The following is a 17,558-nucleotide window of genomic DNA, read 5'->3' as shown; positions in this document are numbered from 1 at the left end:
GTTAATCCATGCTTGGCCCGTCCTTTGCTTAATTAGGGGCAAAGCGTGATGAATCCAGCCCATCCGGGGCTTCCGGGAGAGAAACATGGTTGAGCGTGCCGACATTAACAACGTACTGTCAGAGATCCGTTCTCTGCGCTCGCAGATGATGCAGAACCAGCAGAATCAGCGGATCGAGCAGGACGCCTCTGTCCGTGGCCGCATTGATGGCCCCCGTCAGGTTCAGGAACCCCAGGAAACACCAAGCTTCAACGATATGCTTGGCAAGGCTGTGAATAACGTCAACGACCTGCAGCAGCAGGCCAGCGATCTGCGTACGGCGTACGATGTGGGCGATCCCAATGTCGACATCACCCGTGTCATGATCGCCGCCCAGAAATCATCCGTGTCGTTCGAGGCATTGACCCAGGTGCGTAACCGGGTGGTCCAGGCCTACGAAACCATCATGAATATGCCGATCTGATAACGGAGCAGCAGCATGGCAAGTGTACCTGCAGAAACCACCGGCTCTGATATGGCCACCACCCAGGGCAATGACGCCCCGGAGGGCGGCAACAAGCTGATGCTTGGCTTTAACCGGCTGAACCTGCTGCGCCAGATCGGTCTGATGGTGGGGCTGGCTGCCAGTGTGGCTCTGGGCGTGGCCGTGGTGCTCTGGGCGCAGGAACCCAATTACCGGCCGGTGGTGGGCGATCTGTCCAACTACAATCCCCAGGAAGTGTCCAGCATCCTGGAGAGCAATGGCATCGAATACAAAATGGATCCGCGTACCGGTGCTTTGCTGGTGCCATCGGATCAGGTATACGACGCACGCCTTAAGCTTGCTGCCCAGGGAGTAACAGACCAGAAAACCATGGGCTATGAGTTGCTGGATCAGGAACGTGGCCTTGGTACATCCCAGTTCATGGAGACGGTGACCTACCGGCGAGGTCTGGAAGGGGAGCTTGCCCGGACCATCGGGGCCATGCGCGGCGTCAACAATGCCCGGGTACACCTGGCGATTCCCGAAAGGTCCGTATTTGTCCGCGACGCCCGTGAACCCAGCGCGTCTGTTTTCCTGGAACTCTTCGGGGGTTCCCGTCCCGGTGATGAGCAGATTCGCGCCATCGTGAATCTGGTCGCCGGCAGTATTCCCATGATGAACCGCGAGCACGTCACCGTGGTTGATCAGAACGGCAACCTGCTGACCGGAAAGGAGAACAAGGGCGAAACCGAGCGTATGCAGGATCAGTACGAGTACACCGACAGGGTGGAAGAGCGTCTGACCCGTCGTGTGGCTTCCCTGGTTTCCCCGATCGTCGGTGATGGCCGTTTCCGCGCCGAAGTGACTGCCGACTTGGACTTTTCTGCAGTGGAGCGCGCCGAGGAACTGTTCAACCCGGACCAGCAGGCGGTCCGTAGTGAACGCGAACTGACAGAACAGCAGGCGCAGGGGGCACTCGCTGGTGTGCCAGGCGCCTTGTCCAACCAGCCGCCGGGCCAGACCCAGGTGCCGGAGCAGACCGGCCAGGGCAACAATAACGGCGAAGATGGTGCTGAAAATGCGCAGCCTGTGAATGTCCGCCGGGAAGCCACCCGTAATTACGAGCTCGATCGCACTGTCAGCTATATTCGCAAGGAGCTGGGCGCAATCAAGCGGGTCACGGTCGCTCTGGCAGTGGATGACATGAAAGTTGTGGATCCGGAGACCGGGGAAGTCAGTTACGAGCCATGGCCAGAAGCCGAGTTGCAGCGCCTGGGCATGCTGGTTCGGGATGCGGTAGGCTACTCGGCCGCCCGGGGTGACAGTGTCACCGTGATGAATACGGCGTTTGCCCCGGAAGAGGCAGTGGAATATGAAGCGCCGGCGTTCTGGGAGCAACCCTGGTTCTGGGACCTGATGAAACAGGTACTGGCCGGCCTGGTGATCCTGATCCTGGTGCTCGGTCTTCTGAGGCCAACCCTCAAGAGTCTTTCTGGTGGCGGTCGCGGCCGTGATGAAGGCGAAGAGGGTGGTTATGGTGGTCTGGATGAGATTGAGGGCGGTTCTGCACTCAGGGATGCCATGTCTTCCCAGGATGATCTGCTTTTGCCGGGGGCCGGCGACAGTTATGATAGGCAACTGAATGCTCTCAAAGGCCTGATTGCCGAAGACCCCGCCAGGGTCGCTCAGGTCATGCGTCAGTGGGTGAACGTCGATGACTGATGAAAACGGCCAGAATGCGGGCGATGCCCCGCAAAAGCCTAAACGCAAGATTCCCCGGGTCGAGCAGGCCGCCATCCTGCTGATGTCCCTGGGCGAGGCTGATGCTGCCGAAGTGCTCAAGCACATGGGCCCGAAGGAAGTCCAGCGTGTCGGCGTGGCCATGGCCCAGATGCAGGACATCAGCAAGGATGAGGTCAACTTCGTCCTGAACCAGTTCGTTGATGCTGTGGGCGGGCAGACCGGCCTTGGTGTCGGCAATGACGATTACATCCGCGCCATGCTCACCCAGGCGCTCGGGGACGACAAGGCTACCAGTCTGATTGACCGGATCCTCATCGGCGGCAACACCACCGGTCTGGACACCCTGAAATGGATGGAGCCCCGGGCCGTAGGGGACATCATCCGCTATGAGCACCCGCAGATCCAGGCGATCGTCATCTCCTATCTGGATCCGGATCAGGCCGCCGAAATTCTGGCGACCCTGGATGAGAAGGTCCGCCTGGACGTGATGATGCGTGTGGCTTCACTTGAGAGTATCCAGCCCCAGGCGCTGCAGGAACTCAACTCCATCCTTGAAAAACAGTTCTCTGGTGGCTCGGCTGCGCAGACCAGCCGCATCGGTGGTGTCAAACGCGCGGCGGATATCATGAACTTCATGGACCGCGGGGTTGAAGGCAGCCTGATGGATTCCATCAAGGATATGGATCCGGACCTGGCATCCACCATCGAGGACCTGATGTTTGTCTTCGATAACCTGCGGGATGTGGATGACCGGGGCATTCAGGCCCTGCTTCGCGAAGTGTCTTCCGAAGTACTGGTGGTTGCCCTTAAAGGCGCCGACGACGCGGTTCAGGAGAAAATCTTCAAGAACATGTCCAAGCGGGCGGCGGAACTGCTTCAGGACGATCTGGAAGCGAAGGGGCCGGTCAAGGTCAGCGAAGTGGAAGCGGCCCAGAAGGATATCATCACCATTGCCCGGCGCATGGCCGAGGCGGGTGAAATATCCCTGGGTGGTGCCGGTGAAGAAATGCTGTGATGAAAGACACCGATCAGGACAAGAGCCGCAGCGCCAGTCGCCCCAAGGAGCAGATGACCGCCTGGGAACGCTGGGAACTGCCCCTGCTTGATGAGCAGGGCAATGAGGTCGAGGAGAAGGACGTCCGGCCGGTGACGGCGGGCGAACTCGAAGATATCCGCAAGGCCGCCCATGACGATGGTCATGCCGAGGGCCGCAAGGCGGGCTATCAGGAAGGATTCGAGCAGGGCCGCAAGGACGGCCACACCGAAGGCCATGCAACTGGCGAAGCCGAAGGTCGCGAGCAGGGGCGCCAGCAGGCGCTTGAGCAGACCCGGCAGCAGGTGTCGGCCAGCATGGACCGGCTGGAGCATCTGTTGGGTGAGTTGGTCCTGCCCATCAAGCGCCATGAAGAAGAGATTGAGACCGTACTGGTGAACCTGACCACGGCCCTTGCCCGTTCCGTGGTCTACCGTGAGCTGTCCCTTGATTCCTCCCAGATCCGGCAGGTGGTGCGTCAGGCACTGTCCGTACTGCCATCCACCGCAACCAATCTGCGTATTCACATCCATCCGGATGACATCGAACCGGTCCGGGAAGTGGCGGAACGCCTGGAGACGGAGCCCCGCCTGATTGAAGACGAAAGCCTGATGCCCGGCGGCTGTCGGGTAGAGTCGGGGCACAGTCTGGTTGACTACACCGTCGAGAAACGTTTCCAGCGCGCCGTGCAGGGGATGCTGGAAGAACAGTTGGGTGACGGTGTGGACGTGGATACGGCAGACACCGATCTGGCCATGGGTGAGTTGACGGATTTCCATCGCGATGTGCTGTCCGGGTCCGCGATGGAGCCGGACTCGACCGGTCCCCAGGCTTCGGAGGACGACAATGACCTCCCGTCTGGCTGATCGGCTGAAAGAGCTGCAGAGCGCAATCCCCGCTGAACCCGAGCCGGAACTGTCCGGGCGGCTGACCCGCATGGTCGGGCTCACACTGGAATGTGTGGGTTGTCCCATGGTGGTGGGTGACCGCTGCATGATCCAGGGCCAGGCCACCGGCAGCGTCGAGGCAGAGGTGGTCGGTTTTGAGGAGGATCGGGTCTACCTGATGCCCCTGACAGCCATTGAGGGTCTGAGGCCGGGGGCCCGAGTGATCCCCTTGTCCGCCACCAGTCGGGTCCCGGTCGGGCCCCAGATGCTGGGCCGTGTGGTCAATGGCACCGGCGATCCACTGGATGGCAAGGGTCCGCTCCAGGCTGAGGCCCGTGTCCACCTCAATGGCGATATCATCAACCCGCTGGACCGGGCGCCGGTGCGTCAGTCCATGGATGTCGGCATTCGTGCCATCAATTCCCTGCTCACCGTGGGTCAGGGCCAGCGGCTGGGCCTGTTTGCCGGCAGTGGCGTGGGTAAGAGTATGCTGCTGGGCATGATGACCCGATTTACCGACGCGGATATTACCGTTGTCGGCCTGATCGGCGAGCGGGGCCGGGAGGTCAAGGAATTCATCGAGGACATCCTGGGCGAGCAGGGCCTGGCCCGATCGGTGGTCGTGGCCGCCCCTGCGGATGATTCCCCCCTGATGCGTCTGCGCGCCGCCATGTTGACCACGCGTATTGCCGAATACTACCGGGATCAGGGCAAACGGGTGCTGCTGCTGATGGACTCGTTGACCCGCTATGCCCAGGCCCAGCGGGAAATCGCGCTGGCTGTGGGGGAGCCGCCGGCCACCAAGGGCTATCCGCCCTCGGTGTTTGCCAAGCTGCCCCAACTGGTGGAAAGAACCGGCAATGGCCGGCCGGGTGGTGGTTCCATCACCGCATTTTACACCGTGCTGACCGAAGGCGATGATCAGCAGGATCCCATTGCCGACGCGGCCCGGGCGATCCTGGACGGCCACATCGTACTGTCTCGCCGCCTGGCGGAAGAAGGACATTACCCCGCCATCGATGTGGAGGCTTCCATCAGCCGTGTCATGCCGCAGGTTACTGATCCCGAGCACATGTCCCGAGCCCAGCGGTTCAAACAGGTCTATTCACGTTATCAGCAGGCCCGGGACCTGATCAGTGTTGGGGCCTACGTCAAAGGTTCCGATCCGGAAACCGATTTTGCCATCCAGCATATAGGCAACATGCGCCAGTTTCTCCAGCAGGGGCTGAATGAGAGCGCGCCACTGACAGACAGTATTGAACAGTTGATGTCCGTTATTCCCGAGAGGCGGTCGCCGGACAGACGGAAAACACCGCCCCAGGGCAATCAGGGGCAGGGTGGTAACGGCTGATGCTCCGATCGCAACGATTGCAACCGGTGCTGGCGCTGGAGGAGCGCAAGGAACAGGAGGCGCTTGACCGAATGGGCGAAGCCCGTCAGCAGGTTGACTCTCATCGGGAGCAGGTTGAGAACCTGGAGAACTACCAGCAGGAGTACCGCAACCAGATCCGGGCCAGTCAGCAGGGAGTGGTGCCTGTGACTCGCCTGCAGGCCTGGCAGGCATTCATTGCGCAGCTGGATCAGGTGATTGCGGCCCAGCAGCAGCAACTGAAACAGGCCGAACAGCAGTTTGAACAGCGCCGCCGGGAATGGCAGCAGGCCTGGGAACGCCGTCGGGGGATGGAAAAATACATTGAAACCTGTCGTCAGCAGGAACAGCGTGAGCAGGATCTGCGGGAGCAGAAGATGGCGGACGAGGCAGCCGGGCGGGCCTTTGCCCGGCGTCAGCGTTGAGGCGCCGACCAGCGCGGGTGCAAATTCTGTCAGTTTGTCTATCCTTGTTCAGATACCCCGACGGATCCCTATGAGTGGACCGTGTAGGGTTGACGGAATCATTCGGGAGGTCTGGCAATGTCGATAGAGGCACATCGCAGGGACGACGGACAGACACTGGTTATCCGTGTGGATGGTCGGTTTGATTTCAGTACCCACCAGGCCTTCCGTGACGCCTATGAACACGGTGATGAGGCCATCGTCCGGTATGTGGTGGACCTGTCCGATACCACCTACCTCGACAGTTCCGCGCTGGGCATGCTGCTGTTGCTCAGAGACCATGCCGGCGGTGACCAGGCCAGTATTTCCATCGAGAACTGCAACAGCGATGTCCGTCGCATCCTCTCCATATCCAACTTCGAACAGCTCTTCAGCATCCGCTGACGCCGGGCTTGATGTCCTGATCGCTGAAGATAATGACAGCGATCGCATGATGCTCCGCGTGCTTCTGGAGCGTCTCGGGCATCGTGTCACAGAAGCGTCGGATGGGCTGGCGGCTGTAGATCTTTTTTCTGAGCGCGAGCCCGACATCGTTTTTCTGGATGCGCTGATGCCACGGCTGGATGGCATCGAGGCTGCGCGTCAGATGAAGGGCATTGCCGGTGAGCGCATGGTACCGGTGATTTTCCTGACCTCCCTGTCAGACCCGGTCGAGCTGGCCCGGTGCCTGGAGGCCGGCGGCGATGATTTCCTTCTGAAACCGTTTAACCGGGTTATTCTCGAGGCCAAGATCAAGGCCCTGGAGCGTCTCAGGGCACTGCATCGTGCGCTCACCGTGCAGATGGATCAGGTGCGGCTCCAGAATGAGCGGATGCTGGCCGAACAGAAGACCGCCCGGCGCGTGTTCGATAACGTTGCCAATGCCGGTTGCCTGGACGCTCCCAATATCCGGTATCACGCCTCCCCCCTATCGGTGTTCAATGGCGATGTTCTGTTTGCCGCCAACCGTCCCGGGGGCGGCACGCTGGTTTTTCTGGGGGATTTCACCGGCCATGGACTGCCGGCGGCCATTGGCGCGATGCCGGTAGCGGAGATTTTTTACGGCATGGCCGGGCAGGGGTTTGGGGCGGCCGACATCCTTCGGGAAATGAACAGCAAGCTCCGACGTATCCTGCCGGCCGGTATGTTCTGTTGTGGCGCCATGATTGAGGCTGATTTCCGTCACGGCGTGGTTCGAACCTGGAATGGCGGCTTGCCGGATGGCTGGCTGGTCCGTACCAGCGGTGACAGGGTGGCGATTCCCTCACGGCATCTGCCTCTTGGCATTCTCGATTCGGAGCGGTTTGCCGTATCCATGGCGGTATTTGAAACCCGTCCCGGGGATCAGTTGTTGTTAATGACCGATGGCTTTTCCGAGCTCAGCGACGGCCAGGGCCAGCGCTTTGGCGAGGAGGGTGTGCGTGAGATTCTGGCGCGCCTGAACCCGGCCGAGGACCCGTTTGATGCTTTGATGGAGCGGATCCAGCAGTTTACCGGTCAGCCGGAGCCTGCCGATGACCTGACGGTATGCTGCCTCGAGATTCTGGAGGCCAATCCATCCACGTTGCTGGCGGATGGGCAGTCAAACGGGCATGACTCCGGCCCGACCGACTGGCACTTCGAGTATGAACTCCGGGGTGCCAGTCTGGCATCGTTCAATCCGCTGCCGTTGTTGTTGCATATCTGCATGGAAGTGCCGGGGTTGCGTCGCCGGAGCGGTGAGGTTTACACCCTGCTGTCGGAGCTCTACAACAACGCTCTCGAACATGGAATCCTGAGCCTGTCCTCGGAGTGGAAGAGTTCCTCTCGCGGTTTCGGGCTCTATTATCGGGAGCGGCAGCGGCGCCTGCAGGAGACAGATGGACATTTCATCCGGTTTTCCCTGAATCATGAACCCGGGGCCACCGGTGGCCGTCTGCGGATTGTCTGTGAAGATTCCGGTCAGGGCTTTGATTTTTCAGCCTATTCTGAGAAAGTAACCGGTGTTGCCGGTTCCCTGGATACACCCTATGCCGGTAGGGGGCTGGAACTGCTGCGACGCATGACTTCGCAAATGACAGTGCATGGGTCGGGCAATCGCGTGGAAATAACTTACGACTGGGAGCCGCAGGCCGCCCCGAGGATGCCAGATGAATGACCAGCCCCATCTAGACGACGAGGCCCTCGCCGAACTCCAGGACGTCATGGAGGATGAATTTGGTGTCCTGATCCGTACCTATCTGGCGGATTCCCGGTCACGCCTGTCGAGCCTTGGTCAGGCCCTGGCGGGCGGCGATGCCGATGCGTTCGCGCGAACTGCCCACAGCTTCAAAGGCAGTTGCATCAATATCGGCGCTCCGAGGCTCGGTGCCTTGTGCCAGGAGGCTGAACAGTTGGGTAAAAGCGGCGACCTGGCGCCGGCAGCGTCCGTGTTGGCCCGCCTGGAAGCCGAGTTTGAGGAGGTGATCCGCCGGTTACAGGCGTTTGGCATCTGATTTATTTCCGCTGGTATGGCTTTTGCTTTTATCCGGTAAAGCTACCCTTTCGGGTATTTCCGAGATAATAGCGGCAAGAGGTTGCCATGCCACAGACCATTCTCCCCCAGACACCTGCTTCCGGTGCGCCTCAGGATTCCCAGAGCGCGCGCTCGTCCAGCCATGGCCGTGATGCTGGTGCCAGCGAGAGTCGCTTTGACGAAGTCTCCCGTGCTGAGCAGCAACGCCTGGAACAGAAAAAGCATGAACAGAAACAGGCAGACCGTCGGGAAGAAGACGCCCGGGCCCGGGAAAAAGACGAGGCCAGTCGCCGGGAACAATCCGATCAGGCTGCAGCATCTGATAATGATGATAATCGCAGGGTAAGCGACAGCGACCAGGGCAAGGATAAGGAAGCCCAAGGGGCTTCGGAAAAAACAGACAAGGATTCCACCACTCGGGAAACCGCCCATACCTCTGCTTCTTCGGATGAGGTGAGGGAAGATTCCCAGGCAGCTTCGGCCGGGAAGGGAGCCGATGAGGAGGCCGCGCCGTTGACCTTCGCAGCGCTTCAATCCCTCTTAATGCCTTCCGGTACCCAGGCGGCGGCCGCTGGCAGTGCTGCTGCAGGAGTGACGGGTAATGCCGGTGCTGTCATGGCAACGACCGGCAACCTGATCAGGCCGGGTATGCCTTCCGGTCAGAGCGGTTTGCTTGCGGGCCTTCAGGCGGACGCCGGAAGCGGCAAGGGGCTGCCTCCGGGGGCACAACTGACAGACCTGCTGTCTGCCAATGTCAGTCACGACAGTTCACGACCGGTGGACCCCACAACACTTCTGGCTTCTTCCCGGTTCCAGGGCAGTCTTGATCAGGCAGCCCAGCAGGCCGCCCAGCCTGGCAAGCTGAATCCGGAGGCTTCTGTGCCCCTGCGCAGCTACGCCACCTCCGTGGATGTGCCGGTCGGTCAGGCCGAATGGGGCGACAAGGTGATGGGCAAGCTGAGCTGGTTGACGGCCCGCAATATGTCGGTGGCCGAAATCCATCTGACGCCACCCGACATGGGCCCTATGGAAGTGAAAGTAAAGGTTCACAATGACCAGGCCAGTGTGACCGTACATGCCGCAAACCCCATTGTCCGTGAACAGTTGGAGAACCACTCCCACCGGCTTCGGGACATGCTGAGTGAGCAGGGGCTGTCCCTGGGACAGTTCGATGTCTCGGATCAGGCCGGGCAGCAGGCGGGTACCGGGGATGAAGGAACCGCCGAAGGTGGTTCCGCCGGCAGCAGCGGCACGCTCGCCGGGTCTGATGACGGTGACATGGACGACCCCGCACCGGTTCAGCAACTGGATCTCACCTGGAACGGTCAGGTCGACACCTTCGCCTGAGATCCTGCCCGGGACTGCCTGATATCTCCTGACAGTCAGGAGATTGTGACCTGAATGGACAGGACCTTTGCCCATCCCCTCCGGCAACGCTAAACTGCGACCCTGAGTCGGAGGGAAGGGGCTATTGGCCCGCCCTTTGCTTCCAACACGGAAAGAGCCCCCTGATCCGTCAGGGTGACGGAAAACTGACGAAGCGGACAACATGGCGGAAAACAACACACCTGAGGAAGCACCTGCCAAAAAGGGCAAACTGAAGCTGATCATCATGCTGATAGTCATCATTCTGCTGGCTATCGGGCTGTCAGTCGCTGGGACACTCTGGTTTCTGGGTGGCAGCATAACGGGGGACGAAAGCACTGAAGCGGACGCTGAGCCGGAGTTTATTGCCAGTACTTATACCGATCTTGAAGATGCCCTGGTGACGACGATTCAGGCGCAGGGCCGACAGCGTTTTGCCCAGGTGTACCTGTCCTTCGAAGCGAAAGATCCGGAGGCGCTCGCCGCGGTGGACCTGCACATGCCCCTGATCCGCAGTCAACTGGTCATGGTACTGGGTAACAGCGACTTCACTGAATTACAGACGCCCGAAGGGCGCCAGGCTCTGGCTCAGCGCATGCTCGAGAAGGTCAACCAGGTGCTGGAGCAGGAAGGGGAACCCGCGATCATCCGGGTTCTGCTGAGAAACTTTGTAGTGCAATGATGACCCCGGCCGGGTAATCACAGCAGGGCAGGACCAGTTATGCAGGACTTACTGTCACAGGATGAAATCGATGCGCTCCTCCATGGTGTGGATGATGGCGACATCGATACCTATGAGGAAACCGATGACACTGGCGTAAAAAACTACGACCTCGCCAGCCAGGACCGGATCGTCCGCGGGCGTATGCCCACCCTGGAGATGATTAACGAGCGTTTTGCCCGCTACACTCGCATCAGCCTTTTCAACCTGCTGCGTCGTAATGCCGATGTTTCCACCGGTGGCGTGCAGATCATGAAATTCGGTGAATACGTGCACACGCTCTATGTGCCCACCAGTCTCAATCTCTGCAAAGTCCGGCCGTTGCGCGGTACGTCACTGTTCGTGCTCGATGCCAAACTGGTGTTCAAGCTGGTGGACAACTTTTTCGGCGGTGAGGGCCGGCACGCCAAGATCGAAGGGCGGGAATTCACGCCGACGGAAACCCGGATTGTCCAGATGGTGCTGGATCAGGTGTTCCACGACATGCGTGAAGCCTGGCATGCGGTGCTCAAGGTTGAGTTTGAGTATCTGAGCTCCGAGGTTAACCCGGCCATGGCCAACATCGTCAGCCCCAGCGAAGTGGTGGTGGTCAGCACGTTCCATATTGAACTCGATGGCGGTGGTGGTGAACTGCATTTTGCCCTGCCGTATTCGATGATTGAGCCGATCCGTGACGTTCTGGATGCCGGTGTCCAGAGTGATATTGATGATGTGGATGAACGCTGGGTCAGCGCGCTCCAGGAAGACATAAAGGACGTCTACGTGCCGGTGAATGCAGACGTCTGCCGACGGCGTGTGTCGCTCCGGGATGTGGCGAAATTCAAGGAAGGCGATGTGATTCCGGTCGAGATTCCGGAACATCTGACCATTACCGCCAATGGCATACCAATCTATAAAGGCTCGCTGGGCACCCGGGATGGCAAGCTGGCGCTCAGGATCCATGAACGGGCCAAATTGCCCAAGGTGAAGAAACAACTGAAGGTGGGACACCATGGCTGACGACGACAAGAAAGACGATCAGGAACTCAGCGAAGACGAGAAACTCGCGGCCGAATGGGAATCTGCCATGCAGGAATCCGGCGATGATGGTTCCATGGATGACGAGTGGGCCCAGGCCATGGCCGAAGCGGAAGGCCAGGATGGGACAGAAGAGGAACCCGGCAAGGACGTCCGCGCTGCGCCGATGGAAGAATTCGGTCATGACGGGGGAGCCGCGACCGGTATCGAGTCCCCGGACCTGGACGTCATCCTGGATATCCCGGTGACCATCTCCATGGAAGTCGGCAACACCCAGATCCCGATCCGCAACCTGCTGCAACTGAACCAGGGCTCGGTCATTGAACTGGACCGTCTGGCCGGCGAACCCCTGGATGTGCTGGTCAACGGCACCCTGATCGCCCATGGCGAGGTGGTGATGGTGAACGAGAAGTTCGGTATCCGGCTGACTGATGTCATCAGTCCGGGGGAACGCATTAAACGGCTGCAGAAATAGCATGGTCCGGTTGCTGCTGACAGCCAGTGTGCTGATTGCTGCCCCGGTCATGGCCCAGGAGACGGTCGGGCCGGCTGGAGCAGACTCCGCCAGGGCGCCGGATACGCTCGGGACGATACTGAGCCTGGGAGCGGGTCTGGTGGCGGTTGTTGCCGTCATCTATGGCTGCGCCTGGTTGATCCGCCGGATGAATGGCATGACAGGTGTCAACAACAATGCCATCCGGATCGTGTCGGTGCTGGCCATTGGTGCCCGGGAGAGGATCGCTCTGGTCGAGGTCGGGGGCCAGCAGATTCTGCTGGGCATCACGCCTTCCGCTATCCGGACCCTGCACGTTTTCGAGGAGCCGGTCGTGGACGCCAACAGCGCCGGTTCCAGTGATTTTGCCCGGCGGTTGCAGGGTATGATCGGAAAATCCTGGAACCCGTCGACAAGGAACGACTAGGTCATGCGCGTTTCAACCCTGAAGAAACTGATGCCGTCGCTGATCGTGCTTGCCGGGCTGATCTTCCCATCGCTGGCGCTGGCCCAGGACCCATCCGGCATTCCCGGTATTCCGGCTTTCACCGTGACCCCCGGTGAAGGGGAGGGCGCTCAGGAGTACTCGGTAACGCTGCAGATTCTGGCGCTGATGACGGCGCTGACGTTCCTGCCGGCCATGCTGATGATGATGACGTCGTTCACCCGCATCATCGTGGTGTTCGCCATCCTGCGTCAGGCGATTGGCCTGCAGTCGACCCCATCCAACCAGATCCTGCTGGGCCTGGCCCTGTTTCTCAGTATTTTTATCATGAAACCGGTTCTGGAAGAGGCAAACGAAGTGGCCCTGCAACCGTATATGCAGGAAGAGGTCACCTCGCTGGAGGCCGTGGAACTGGCGAGCCAGCCGTTTCGTCGTTTTATGCTTGAGCAGACCCGCGAAGACGACCTGGCCCTGTTCATGCGGATCATTGATGTCCAGTACGAAACGCCGGAAGACGTGTCTTTCTGGGTGCTGATGCCGGCCTTTGTGACCAGTGAGCTGAAAACCGCGTTCCAGATCGGTTTTATCCTGTTCATCCCGTTCCTGATCATCGACATGGTCGTGGCCAGCGTGCTGATGGCCATGGGGATGATGATGCTGTCACCCATCATCATCTCGCTGCCGTTCAAGATCATGCTGTTTGTGCTGGTGGATGGCTGGTCCCTGATCATGGGGACCCTGGCCGCCAGTTACGGAATATAGGAGGCTCGCCATGACCCCGGAAACCGTCATCGATATCCTGCGGGAAGCGCTCTGGCTGATTGTGACGCTGGCCGCACTGATCATCGGGCCAGGGCTGGTGATTGGTCTGGTGGTCAGTACTTTCCAGGCGGCTACCCAGATCAACGAACAGACCCTGAGTTTCCTGCCCCGGCTACTGGTGACCCTGATTGTGATCATCATCGCCGGCCCCTGGATGCTGACAACCCTGCTTGATCACGCTACCGGGCTCTGGTCCCGGATTCCTTACCTGATCGGCTGACCATGGTGCCGGCGGAATTCAGTGCGGATCTGATTGGCCAGTGGGTGGGCCAGCATATCTGGCCGCTGTTCCGGCTGGCCAGCTTCCTGATGGTGATCCCGGTTTTCGGCACCCAACTGGTGCCCCGCCGGATCCGCCTGGGCCTGGCTCTGCTGATGACCATACTGATTGCTCCGCTGATTCCGGAGGTGCCCCGGGTGGAGGCGCTCAGCGCGGATGCCGTGGTGATTTCCCTGCAGCAGATCCTGATTGGTGTCGGCATGGGCTTCGCCCTGACCGCGCTCTGGCAACTGTTTGTGGTGGCCGGCCAGATGATCGCCATGCAGATGGGGCTGGGGTTTGCCTCCATGGTGGACCCGGCCAACGGCGTGAACGTGCCGGTGCTGGCCCAGATCTACACCATTACCATTACTCTGCTGTTTCTGGCGATGAATGGGCACCTGGTGGCCTTCGAGGTGTTTATCGAGAGCTTCTACACCCTGCCCATCGGCCTTGAGGGGCTGGGGCAGGGAGATCTGTGGGAACTGACCCACCGCATCAGTTGGATGTTTGTCTCTGCCATGCTACTGGCGTTACCGGCAGTCACCGCCGTGCTGATCGTCAACATCTCGTTTGGTGTCATGACCCGCGCGGCGCCCCAGATGAACATCTTTGCCCTTGGCTTTCCCATTGGCCTGATCTTCGGGCTGTTTTCCATCTGGGTGCTGCACGCCAACTTTCTGCCACACTTTGAGCAGTACACCCGGCAGACGTTCGATTTCATGCGACAACTGCAGGGACAACCATGATGAGCCGACCGGTCACACAGGATATCTGTCATGGCTGAAGAGAGCGACGACGGTCAGGAAAAGACGGAAGAGCCGACGGCCCGACGGCTCCAGAAAGCCCGGGACGAAGGCCAGACGGCCCGGTCCCGGGAACTGGGGACCATGGCTGTGTTGCTGGCCGGTGCCGGTGGCCTGCTGATGTTTGGCGGGTCCCTGGGGGCTGCCCTGGAGGGTATTATGCGGGATTCGTTTGTGATTGAGCGGGCGGCCATCTTCGACACCCGGCACATGAGCGTCCAGCTGATCCAGTCCGCCAAGGAAGCGGCATTTGCCCTGGCCCCCTTTATGATTCTTCTGCTGGTCGCCGCCATTGCCGGGTCCGTGGCCATCGGTGGTCTGATGGTCAGTGGCAAGGCTGTTGCCCCCAAAATGTCCCGGATGAACCCGATCAAGGGGCTGGGGCGGATGTTTTCCATGCGTTCGGTGGTGGAGCTGATCAAAGCGATCGCGAAGGTCGGGCTGGTGATGGTGGTGGCCATTCTGATCCTGAACCTGCGTACCGACGATCTGCTGAGCATCGCCGAGGAGCCGGCCGTACCTGCCATGGTGCATGTGCTCTGGACACTGGGCTGGAGTTTCTTCCTGTTGTCCTGCGCCACCATTGCCATCGCCGCCATTGATGTGCCGTTTCAGCTCTATGATCATCACAAGAAGCTGCGCATGACCAAGCAGGAGGTAAAAGACGAGTACAAGGACACCGAGGGCAAACCCGAGGTGAAAGGCAAGATCCGGCAGTTGCAGCGGGAGATGGCCCAGCGCCGGATGATGCAGGATGTCCCTCAGGCAGACGTCGTCATTACCAACCCCACCCATTACGCGGTGGCCCTGCAGTACGATCAGAATTCCATGGGCGCACCGGTGGTGGTGGCCAAGGGGGCGGACCAGGTTGCCTTCAAGATCATGGAGATTGCCCGGGAGCACAAGGTGGAGGTGCTCCGCACGCCACCGCTGACCCGGGCGGTCTATCACAATACGGACGTGGGCCAGGAGATCCCGGATGGTCTGTATATGGCCATTGCCCAGGTGCTGGCCTACGTGTTCCAGCTGCGCCAGTTCCGCAAAGGGCATGCGCCGAAGCCTGGCATGCCGGATTTCCCGATTCCGCCGGATATGCGTCGCGATCTGTAACGGTTCAGGGGGTTAATTCGGGGGCTGGCTTTGGAGAGGGAACTGCAGCCGATACCCGCCACACGGGTACCGGCTGCGGGGAGCATCAGTCTTCGTGGTGTTCGTTGATCCGAGTGCCCCAGGCCTCTTTCTCACCCGGCAGTACCAGGTTCAGGCCAATAGCGATCACCGCGCACAGGGCGATGCCCTCGAGATGGCCCAGCACCATGTTGCCGATGCCGAACACCAGGGTTACACCAACAATCACCAGGTTGCGTGATTGGGTCAGGTCTACCTGGTGCCGGATCAGGGCGTTCATGCCAACCACGGCAATGGAGCCGAACAGCAGGCAGAGGATGCCGCCCATGACTGGCACCGGAATGGTCTGCAGGGCGGCGCCGAATTTGCCGACAAAGGCCAGCACGATGGCCACAATTGCGGCCCACCACATGACTTTCGGGTTGAAGTTGCGGGTCAGCATGACCGCGCCGGTGACCTCGGAGTAGGTGGTGTTGGGCGGGCCACCCAGCAGGGAAGCAGCACTGGTCGCCAGACCATCGCCCAGCAGAGTACGGTGCAGGCCCGGCTTTTCCAGGTAGTTCTTGCGGGTGATATTGCCGATGGTCAGGATGTCACCGATGTGTTCAATGGCCGGGGCGATTGCCACGGGAACCATGAACAGGACGGCGCCCCAACTGAATTCCGGGGCCACGAAGTTCGGCATGGCCAGCCAGGCAGCCTCCCGGATCGGGGTGAAATCGACGATCCCTGTCGCCCAGGACAGAAGGTAGCCAACCACAACCCCGAACATAATGGGAATCAGCCGGAAGATGCCTTTACCCCAGACCGAGGTGAAAATCGTCACGGCGAGAGAAGCCATGGCAATCCAGATGGCGGTGTCATAGGGGACCAGTTGGGTGGAGCCGTCGCCGCTGCGCCCGGAGGCCATGTGAACCGCAACCGAGGCCAGGCCAAGACCGATGCTCATGATCACCGGTGCAATGACAACCGGCGGCAGCAGTCGGGTAATGAAGCCTGTACCCCGCAGTCTCACGGCGCCGGACAGCAGGATGTAGAGAATACCAGCGGCCATCAGTCCGCCCAGGGTTTCCTCGAGGCCGAACTTGCCCTTGGCCGCCAGTACCGGTGCGATGAAGGCAAAGGAGGAGGCGAGGAAGATCGGGATCTGCCCACCGGTCACGATGTGGAAGATCAGCGTGCCGAGGCCGGCGGTAAACAGCGCAACGTTGGGATCCAGGCCGGTGATCAGTGGCATCAGCACCAGGGCACCGAAGGCAACCAGCAGCATCTGCGAGCCGGCGATGGCCTGTTTCCAGACGGGGTCGTTAGTATGATCCTGCATGATCAGACGTCCTTCTGCTTGGTGCCAAAGATCTTGTCACCGGCATCCCCAAGACCTGGCAGGATATAGCCTTTCTCATTGAGGCGATCGTCAACCGAAGCGGTATAGATCGAGACGTCCGGGTGTTTCTCCAGGACTTTCTCAATGCCTTCCGGTGCTGCGACCAGGACCAGGGCACGGATTTCCGTGCTGCCGGCTTTCTTGAGCAGGTCAATGGTGGAAATCATGGAACCGCCAGTGGCCAGCATCGGATCAACAATCATTGCCATACGCTGGTCCAGTTCACCGACCAGCTTTTCCAGATAGGTTTCCGCTTCGAGGGTTTCCTCGTTGCGGATCTGGCCGACCACGCTGACCCGGGCCACCGGGATCAGGCTGAGGACACCATCGAGCATGCCCAGTCCGGCACGCAGGATCGGCACAATGGTGACTTTCTTGCCGTGGATCTGTTCCACGTTGACCGGGCCGGCCCAGCCTTCAATGGTCTTTTCCTGCAGGTTGAAATCCTTGGTGGCCTCATAGGTCAGCAGCGAGCCAACCTCCTGGGCCAGTTCGCGAAAATTCTTGGTACTGATGTCAGCGCGACGCATCAGCCCGAGTTTGTGCTGTATCAGCGGGTGCTTCACTTCATGGATCGGCATGGTGGTCACCTGTGTTCGGGTAATCTGGCTTGGATTCGGTCAGTCAAACGGCGCCAAGGATACCGTATATAAGCCCCTGCGTCAGGCAGATCCAGGGGTGGATTC

The 17,558-nt window shown here is 60.1% G+C and carries 20 protein-coding genes; 18 read left to right on the top strand and 2 right to left on the bottom strand.

The annotated features are described in order from the left end of the window. Positions 1–85: 85 nt before the first annotated feature. From fliE to flhB, 18 genes are all read left to right on the top strand, one after another. Complete coding sequence (gene fliE, locus HNR38_RS08785; protein ID WP_183702408.1) at positions 86–463, top strand: flagellar hook-basal body complex protein FliE; 378 nt, start codon at positions 86–88, stop codon at positions 461–463. Positions 464–478: 15 nt separating this feature from the next. Next, positions 479–2,185, top strand: coding sequence for a flagellar basal-body MS-ring/collar protein FliF (gene fliF, locus HNR38_RS08780; protein ID WP_183702405.1), 1,707 nt, complete (start codon positions 479–481; stop codon positions 2,183–2,185). Further along, entirely contained in the window at positions 2,178–3,221 is a 1,044-nt protein-coding gene (gene fliG / locus HNR38_RS08775; protein WP_183702402.1) for a flagellar motor switch protein FliG, read from the top strand. The genes fliF and fliG overlap by 8 nt, the downstream gene beginning before the upstream one ends. Further along, entirely contained in the window at positions 3,221–4,105 is an 885-nt protein-coding gene (locus HNR38_RS08770) for a flagellar assembly protein FliH (RefSeq protein WP_183702399.1), read from the top strand. The genes fliG and HNR38_RS08770 overlap by 1 nt, the downstream gene beginning before the upstream one ends. After that, complete coding sequence (gene fliI, locus HNR38_RS08765; RefSeq protein WP_183702396.1) at positions 4,086–5,477, top strand: flagellar protein export ATPase FliI; 1,392 nt, start codon at positions 4,086–4,088, stop codon at positions 5,475–5,477. Before HNR38_RS08770 ends, fliI begins: the two co-directional genes overlap by 20 nt. Continuing rightward, positions 5,477–5,920 carry a flagellar export protein FliJ gene (gene fliJ, locus HNR38_RS08760; protein WP_183702393.1) on the top strand — a complete coding sequence of 148 codons (444 nt, stop codon included), beginning with the start codon at positions 5,477–5,479 and terminating at the stop codon, positions 5,918–5,920. The genes fliI and fliJ overlap by 1 nt, the downstream gene beginning before the upstream one ends. 117 nt (positions 5,921–6,037) lie before the next feature. Beyond that, entirely contained in the window at positions 6,038–6,343 is a 306-nt protein-coding gene (locus tag HNR38_RS08755) for an STAS domain-containing protein (protein ID WP_183702390.1), read from the top strand. Then, the gene (locus HNR38_RS08750; RefSeq protein WP_183702387.1) at positions 6,288–8,075 is read left to right on the top strand and encodes an ATP-binding SpoIIE family protein phosphatase; all 1,788 of its coding nucleotides are present in this window, start codon (positions 6,288–6,290) and stop codon (positions 8,073–8,075) included. The genes HNR38_RS08755 and HNR38_RS08750 overlap by 56 nt, the downstream gene beginning before the upstream one ends. Beyond that, complete coding sequence (locus HNR38_RS08745) at positions 8,068–8,412, top strand: Hpt domain-containing protein (RefSeq protein WP_183702384.1); 345 nt, start codon at positions 8,068–8,070, stop codon at positions 8,410–8,412. The genes HNR38_RS08750 and HNR38_RS08745 overlap by 8 nt, the downstream gene beginning before the upstream one ends. Before the next feature lie 86 nt (positions 8,413–8,498). Then, on the top strand, positions 8,499–9,779 hold the full coding sequence (locus HNR38_RS08740) for a flagellar hook-length control protein FliK (RefSeq protein ID WP_183702381.1): 1,281 nt from the start codon (positions 8,499–8,501) through the stop codon (positions 9,777–9,779). 202 nt (positions 9,780–9,981) lie between these two features. Beyond that, on the top strand, positions 9,982–10,479 hold the full coding sequence (locus HNR38_RS08735) for a flagellar basal body-associated FliL family protein (protein ID WP_183702378.1): 498 nt from the start codon (positions 9,982–9,984) through the stop codon (positions 10,477–10,479). Positions 10,480–10,518: 39 nt separating this feature from the next. After that, complete coding sequence (gene fliM, locus HNR38_RS08730) at positions 10,519–11,517, top strand: flagellar motor switch protein FliM (protein ID WP_183702375.1); 999 nt, start codon at positions 10,519–10,521, stop codon at positions 11,515–11,517. After that, positions 11,510–12,010, top strand: a complete 501-nt coding sequence (gene fliN / locus HNR38_RS08725; RefSeq protein ID WP_183702372.1) for a flagellar motor switch protein FliN — start codon at positions 11,510–11,512, stop codon at positions 12,008–12,010. Before fliM ends, fliN begins: the two co-directional genes overlap by 8 nt. Before the next feature lies 1 nt (position 12,011). Continuing rightward, positions 12,012–12,455, top strand: a complete 444-nt coding sequence (gene fliO / locus HNR38_RS08720) for a flagellar biosynthetic protein FliO (RefSeq protein WP_183702369.1) — start codon at positions 12,012–12,014, stop codon at positions 12,453–12,455. A gap of 3 nt (positions 12,456–12,458) precedes the next feature. Next, complete coding sequence (gene fliP, locus HNR38_RS08715; RefSeq protein WP_246362573.1) at positions 12,459–13,235, top strand: flagellar type III secretion system pore protein FliP; 777 nt, start codon at positions 12,459–12,461, stop codon at positions 13,233–13,235. Between the two features lie 10 nt (positions 13,236–13,245). Beyond that, entirely contained in the window at positions 13,246–13,515 is a 270-nt protein-coding gene (gene fliQ, locus HNR38_RS08710; RefSeq protein WP_183702366.1) for a flagellar biosynthesis protein FliQ, read from the top strand. Positions 13,516–13,517: 2 nt separating this feature from the next. Next, positions 13,518–14,303 (top strand): flagellar biosynthetic protein FliR, encoded by a 786-nt coding sequence (gene fliR / locus HNR38_RS08705; protein WP_183702364.1) that lies wholly within the window; start codon positions 13,518–13,520, stop codon positions 14,301–14,303. A 30-nt stretch (positions 14,304–14,333) separates the two neighbouring features. Continuing rightward, entirely contained in the window at positions 14,334–15,470 is a 1,137-nt protein-coding gene (flhB, locus tag HNR38_RS08700) for a flagellar biosynthesis protein FlhB (protein ID WP_183702362.1), read from the top strand. A gap of 85 nt (positions 15,471–15,555) precedes the next feature. On the opposite strand, the gene HNR38_RS08695 is transcribed toward flhB, so the two are convergent. Both HNR38_RS08695 and upp read right to left on the bottom strand, forming a co-directional pair. Further along, positions 15,556–16,812: a uracil-xanthine permease family protein gene (locus tag HNR38_RS08695; protein WP_183702359.1), complete on the bottom strand. Its 1,257-nt coding sequence runs from the start codon at positions 16,810–16,812 to the stop codon at positions 15,556–15,558. Between the two features lie 2 nt (positions 16,813–16,814). Next, positions 16,815–17,453, bottom strand: a complete 639-nt coding sequence (gene upp, locus HNR38_RS08690) for a uracil phosphoribosyltransferase (protein WP_183702356.1) — start codon at positions 17,451–17,453, stop codon at positions 16,815–16,817. Positions 17,454–17,558: the final 105 nt, after the last annotated feature.

Source organism: Marinobacter oulmenensis (assembly GCF_014201735.1).
In the GTDB taxonomy this organism is placed as follows: Bacteria; Pseudomonadota; Gammaproteobacteria; order Pseudomonadales; family Oleiphilaceae; genus Marinobacter; species Marinobacter oulmenensis.
This window is presented reverse-complemented; position numbering and strand designations above follow the sequence as displayed.

Bases quoted from the DNA above. Each gene is read 5' to 3' on its own strand.
- fliE (WP_183702408.1), top strand. From the start codon at position 86: ATGGTTGAGCGTGCCGACATTAACAACGTACTGTCAGAGATCCGTTCT.
- fliF (WP_183702405.1), top strand. From the start codon at position 479: ATGGCAAGTGTACCTGCAGAAACCACCGGCTCTGATATGGCCACCACC.
- fliG (WP_183702402.1), top strand. From the start codon at position 2,178: ATGACTGATGAAAACGGCCAGAATGCGGGCGATGCCCCGCAAAAGCCT.
- HNR38_RS08770 (WP_183702399.1), top strand. From the start codon at position 3,221: ATGAAAGACACCGATCAGGACAAGAGCCGCAGCGCCAGTCGCCCCAAG.
- fliI (WP_183702396.1), top strand. From the start codon at position 4,086: ATGACCTCCCGTCTGGCTGATCGGCTGAAAGAGCTGCAGAGCGCAATC.
- fliJ (WP_183702393.1), top strand. From the start codon at position 5,477: ATGCTCCGATCGCAACGATTGCAACCGGTGCTGGCGCTGGAGGAGCGC.
- HNR38_RS08755 (WP_183702390.1), top strand. From the start codon at position 6,038: ATGTCGATAGAGGCACATCGCAGGGACGACGGACAGACACTGGTTATC.
- HNR38_RS08750 (WP_183702387.1), top strand. From the start codon at position 6,288: ATGTCCGTCGCATCCTCTCCATATCCAACTTCGAACAGCTCTTCAGCA.
- HNR38_RS08745 (WP_183702384.1), top strand. From the start codon at position 8,068: ATGAATGACCAGCCCCATCTAGACGACGAGGCCCTCGCCGAACTCCAG.
- HNR38_RS08740 (WP_183702381.1), top strand. From the start codon at position 8,499: ATGCCACAGACCATTCTCCCCCAGACACCTGCTTCCGGTGCGCCTCAG.
- HNR38_RS08735 (WP_183702378.1), top strand. From the start codon at position 9,982: ATGGCGGAAAACAACACACCTGAGGAAGCACCTGCCAAAAAGGGCAAA.
- fliM (WP_183702375.1), top strand. From the start codon at position 10,519: ATGCAGGACTTACTGTCACAGGATGAAATCGATGCGCTCCTCCATGGT.
- fliN (WP_183702372.1), top strand. From the start codon at position 11,510: ATGGCTGACGACGACAAGAAAGACGATCAGGAACTCAGCGAAGACGAG.
- fliO (WP_183702369.1), top strand. From the start codon at position 12,012: ATGGTCCGGTTGCTGCTGACAGCCAGTGTGCTGATTGCTGCCCCGGTC.
- fliP (WP_246362573.1), top strand. From the start codon at position 12,459: ATGCGCGTTTCAACCCTGAAGAAACTGATGCCGTCGCTGATCGTGCTT.
- fliQ (WP_183702366.1), top strand. From the start codon at position 13,246: ATGACCCCGGAAACCGTCATCGATATCCTGCGGGAAGCGCTCTGGCTG.
- fliR (WP_183702364.1), top strand. From the start codon at position 13,518: ATGGTGCCGGCGGAATTCAGTGCGGATCTGATTGGCCAGTGGGTGGGC.
- flhB (WP_183702362.1), top strand. From the start codon at position 14,334: ATGGCTGAAGAGAGCGACGACGGTCAGGAAAAGACGGAAGAGCCGACG.
- HNR38_RS08695 (WP_183702359.1), bottom strand. From the start codon at position 16,812: ATGCAGGATCATACTAACGACCCCGTCTGGAAACAGGCCATCGCCGGC.
- upp (WP_183702356.1), bottom strand. From the start codon at position 17,453: ATGCCGATCCATGAAGTGAAGCACCCGCTGATACAGCACAAACTCGGG.